Annotated in this window: 5 protein-coding genes and 1 pseudogene; all 6 read left to right on the forward strand. The window is 37.1% G+C overall.

Annotated elements, in window-relative coordinates:
* Positions 1-168: 168 nt before the first annotated feature.
* Entirely contained in the window at positions 169-456 is a 288-nt protein-coding gene (locus tag EDD59_RS17485) for an excisionase (RefSeq protein WP_334295629.1), read from the forward strand.
* Positions 457-549: 93 nt separating this feature from the next.
* Positions 550-768, forward strand: a complete 219-nt coding sequence (locus EDD59_RS17490; protein WP_022146405.1) for an excisionase — start codon at positions 550-552, stop codon at positions 766-768.
* Positions 769-780: 12 nt separating this feature from the next.
* Positions 781-999, forward strand: coding sequence for an excisionase (locus tag EDD59_RS17495; RefSeq protein ID WP_022146406.1), 219 nt, complete (start codon positions 781-783; stop codon positions 997-999).
* Positions 1,000-1,010: 11 nt separating this feature from the next.
* Positions 1,011-1,265 (forward strand): excisionase, encoded by a 255-nt coding sequence (locus tag EDD59_RS17500; protein WP_230398501.1) that lies wholly within the window; start codon positions 1,011-1,013, stop codon positions 1,263-1,265.
* An 11-nt stretch (positions 1,266-1,276) separates the two neighbouring features.
* Positions 1,277-2,518, forward strand: a complete 1,242-nt coding sequence (locus EDD59_RS17505) for a site-specific integrase (RefSeq protein WP_117886564.1) — start codon at positions 1,277-1,279, stop codon at positions 2,516-2,518.
* A 274-nt stretch (positions 2,519-2,792) separates the two neighbouring features.
* Positions 2,793-3,269 (forward strand): annotated as a pseudogene (locus EDD59_RS17510) (lysine--tRNA ligase); the annotation flags it as partial.
* Between the last annotated feature and the right edge of the window lie 339 nt (positions 3,270-3,608).

The following is a 3,608-nucleotide window of genomic DNA, read 5'->3' on the forward strand; positions in this document are numbered from 1 at the left end:
CACCTCCGAATGACAGTATATCATTCGTTGATGTTGTATAATAGTTGCTGGATTTTATTTGCCTAAATCTGCTGGTTATAGTATACCACTTACACATCCACAATCCGGACTATATCGTAAGGCGACTAGACCCATTTGCAAAGCGAAAAGACAGATGTGATAAGTGTGATGGAGATGGTTGGGATTATGTTGTTACCGACAGATATTCGTCAAAGAAAGAAAAGAGGTGTAAGAATGTCTAATAGCAGTGTAAAGAAGCTGAGTTATAATGTACCTCTTTGGCATAAGCCTAATTTGTCGATTGAAGAAGCATCTATATATTCCAATATTGGAACAGGAAAACTTTATGAAATGACGGAAAAGCAAGATTGCCCGTTTGTACTTTGGATAGGAAGCCGACGAATGATAAAGCGAAAAATTTTTGAGGAATATATTGCAAATCAGTATTCAATTTAATGGAAAAGTCAAATATGCGATGAGCAAATTCGCATCGTTGGCTCAGTGTGGATTTTTGAGTATGCTGTAACCACGCAAAGGAGGTTACAGCATATGAACAACGAAAAAGATGAAACAATCTATAATGTCCCACTTTGGGAAAAAGTAATGCTTACAATTGATGAAGCCGCTGCTTATACAGGTGTTGGAAGCAGGAAAATCAGACAGCTTACTGATAATGAAAGATGTCCGTTCGTTTTATGGAATGGCTCAAAGCGACTTATCAAGAGAGAAGAATTTGTTGAATTTATAAAAAAACAGTATTCGATATGAGGAGGTATTATTGTGAGTAATCCAGTAAAAAAAGAAAGATTAGAAGTACCGATATGGCATAAGCCGTATCTGACCATTGATGAAGCTACTGCCTATACTGGCATTGGCAGAGAAAAACTTCGTGAAATGACAAGGTTTGCTGACTGTCCATTTGTGTTATGGGTGGGAAAACGCCGAATGATAAAGAGAGAATTGTTTGATGAGTACATTGAAAAAATGTATGAGATTTAGGAGGTGGAACGATGAATGTGGATTTTGCAGATAAAGAAATGATTGCTTATCGGGAAAGCCTTATAGAAAAGAAAAAAGAGCAGCCATTTTGGAAAAAGAAATGTTTGTCGGTAAACGAAACAGCCGCTTATACAGGCATCGGAAGGGGAAAAATACGAGAGTTAATGAAAAGGAAAGACTGCAATTTTATGACGACAGACGGTTATCAGGTGTATGTCATCATCGACAAATTTGTGAAATTTTTAAATAGCAGGAATGAAATATAGGAGGAACAGCCGTGGCAAGACCAAAACGAAAAGATAAAACAAGGACAGTTCTTCGCACGGGAGAACTTCAAAGAAGTGATGGAAGTTATCAGTACAGTTGGACTGATGAAAACCATAAAAGAAGATATGTCTATTCAAAAACGCTTGAAGCACTCAGGATTAAAGAGGAAGCGATTGAGAAAGACAAAAGTGATGGCATAAAAGCGGAAGCACGATATGTTACACTCGATGATTTATATGAGTTATGGAAAGACCTGAAGAGAGGATTGAAAAACAACACTTTTGAGAATTACAAATATATTTATGAAACCTTTGTACGTCGGCAAATCGGTTCTAAGAGAGTCTCAACATTTTTGAAATCAGATATTAAGAGATTTTATAATTATCTGGTTGACGAGCGAGGATTGAAACCTGCAACAGTTGATGGTGTCCACAACATTCTTCATCAGATATTTGATATGGCGGTTGATGATAACTATATCAGAAACAATCCGACAAATAATGTTTTGAGGGAATTGAAAAAAGCTCATTGCTTCAAGACAGAGAAACGCAGGGGACTTACTCGACCTGAACAGGAATTGTTTATGGATTATCTGAAGAACTCTAATACAGCAGTGTATTGGTATCCAGTGTTTGCAGTAATGCTTGGAACGGGATTAAGAGTTGGAGAAGTTACAGGACTCAGATGGTGTGATATTGATTTGGAAGATGGAATTATAGATGTTAATCACACGTTGGTTTATTATGACCACAGAACTTCTGAAGGAAAAAAGGGCTGCTATTTCAATGTGAATACTCCAAAGACAGAAGCCGGAAATAGACAAGTTCCGATGCTCGATTTTGTTAAAGAAGCATTTGTTATGGAAAAACAACGACAAGAACTGCTAGGGGTTCACTGCGAAGCAACCATAGATGGATATACAGATTTTATATTTCTCAATCGTTTCGGACAGCCACAACATCAATCGACTTTGAATAAGGCAATCCGACGCATTATCCGTGATTGCAATGATGAGCAGTTTTTGAAAACAGAAAATCCAGAAGTGCTTTTACCGCATTTTAGTTGTCATTCGCTCAGACATACATTTACAACGAGAATGTGTGAAGCAGGTGTAAATATAAAAGTTATTCAGGATACACTCGGACATAAGGATATAACAACAACCTTAAATATCTATACTGATGTAACAAAGGAACTAAAAAGAACCGAGTTTGATGGACTGGATAAATATTTTAATAATTCAATAGCGTAGGAAAAAGTGGCGTACTTTAAAATGAAAATTGGTACGCTGCTTTTTTTGGTCTGATTGACTTGTTCAATAATAAAGATTATAATTTAGTAAGCAATCCGATTGAAGAACCCATTCTCTCAATCGGGATTTACATCAAATACATCAAATAATACAACTACTTATGCGGAAAGCAATTAATTTTAAAGGTAAACAAGGCTTTTTATTTGGTTGTAAACAGCAAAGTAGGGAGTTGCTCAGGGATATGAGTGGTTTCAGAACTGCGTCGGAGAAAGTCCCGACGATGAAGTCCTTGAATGGTGTAAAAACGGAAAATGGTGTAAGTTCTAAGGCTTCTGAAGCTGCCAAAAATGATGTAAAAGCCGAGCCTGAGAAGATTGATTTTTCCAATGTGAAAATCGAGCCTCTATTTGAGGAAATGGTAGATTTTGGAACATTCAGCAAGTCAGATTTCAGGGCAGTTAAGGTAAAAGAATGTGAAGCTGTTCCAAAAAGCAAGAAGCTCCTGAAATTTGTTTTAGATGACGGAACAGGCACAGACAGAGTGATTTTAAGCGGTATTCACGAGTATTACGAGCCGGAAGAACTGGTTGGCAAGACTTGTATCGCAATCACAAACCTGCCGCCAAGAGCGATGATGGGAATTGATTCCTGCGGTATGTTAATTTCCGCAGTTCACGAAGTTGACGGCAAGGAAGGACTCAATCTTTTGATGGTAGATGACCACATTCCGGCAGGTGCAAAACTCTACTAATGATGTACCGTTTTGTCCTGCAAAACGAGATGTACTTCATTTTTTAAAAAATGCAAAATTTACACTTTTACACCAAACTTACACCATTTGATGTAGGAAAATGTGCAGAGGTGAAAAAATTGCATAATCACAGGCGATATAATAAGATTTATGAGGGCGGTGTCTGAATATACGGACATCGCTCTTTTCATAGACAGATTTCTAAACGATGTTAAGAAAATTAGCAAATGTGATTACATTAATTGTAAGCGATGAATAACATAGCGTTCCAAATTTCAGATCCGATATGAGATAATCTATCTACATGAAGTAGATGAATCAGGATTTGCCAATACTTGA

The sequence above is a fragment of the Muricomes intestini genome (assembly GCF_004346165.1).
Taxonomy (GTDB): domain Bacteria; phylum Bacillota; class Clostridia; order Lachnospirales; family Lachnospiraceae; genus Muricomes; species Muricomes intestini.